This is a genomic window from Amycolatopsis sp. VC5-11 (assembly GCF_037034185.1).
GTDB lineage: Bacteria > Actinomycetota > Actinomycetes > Mycobacteriales > Pseudonocardiaceae > Amycolatopsis > Amycolatopsis nivea.
Genome location: NZ_JBAGKF010000071.1, coordinates 1 through 251 on the forward strand (window position 1 = coordinate 1; position 251 = coordinate 251).

At 73.7% G+C, this 251-nt stretch carries 1 pseudogene; it reads left to right on the plus strand.

What is annotated here, in order from left to right:
* Positions 1 to 251, plus strand: a pseudogene (locus tag WA670_RS45130) (23S rRNA (adenine(2503)-C(2))-methyltransferase RlmN); the annotation flags it as partial.

Below are 251 nucleotides of genomic sequence, written 5' to 3' on the forward strand. Positions count from 1 at the left end.
GACCTGATGCCGCCGCTGCTCACCGAGGTCCGCGCACTGGCCGCGGACGGCGGCGCGACCCGCAAGACCCTGTGGCGCGCGCACGACGGGACGCTGCTGGAAAGCGTGCTCATGCGCTACCCGGACCGCGCCACGCTGTGCATCTCCAGCCAGGCCGGCTGCGGCATGGCGTGCCCGTTCTGCGCGACCGGCCAGGGCGGCCTCGACCGCAACCTCTCGACCGCCGAAATCGTGGACCAGGTCCGCGACGC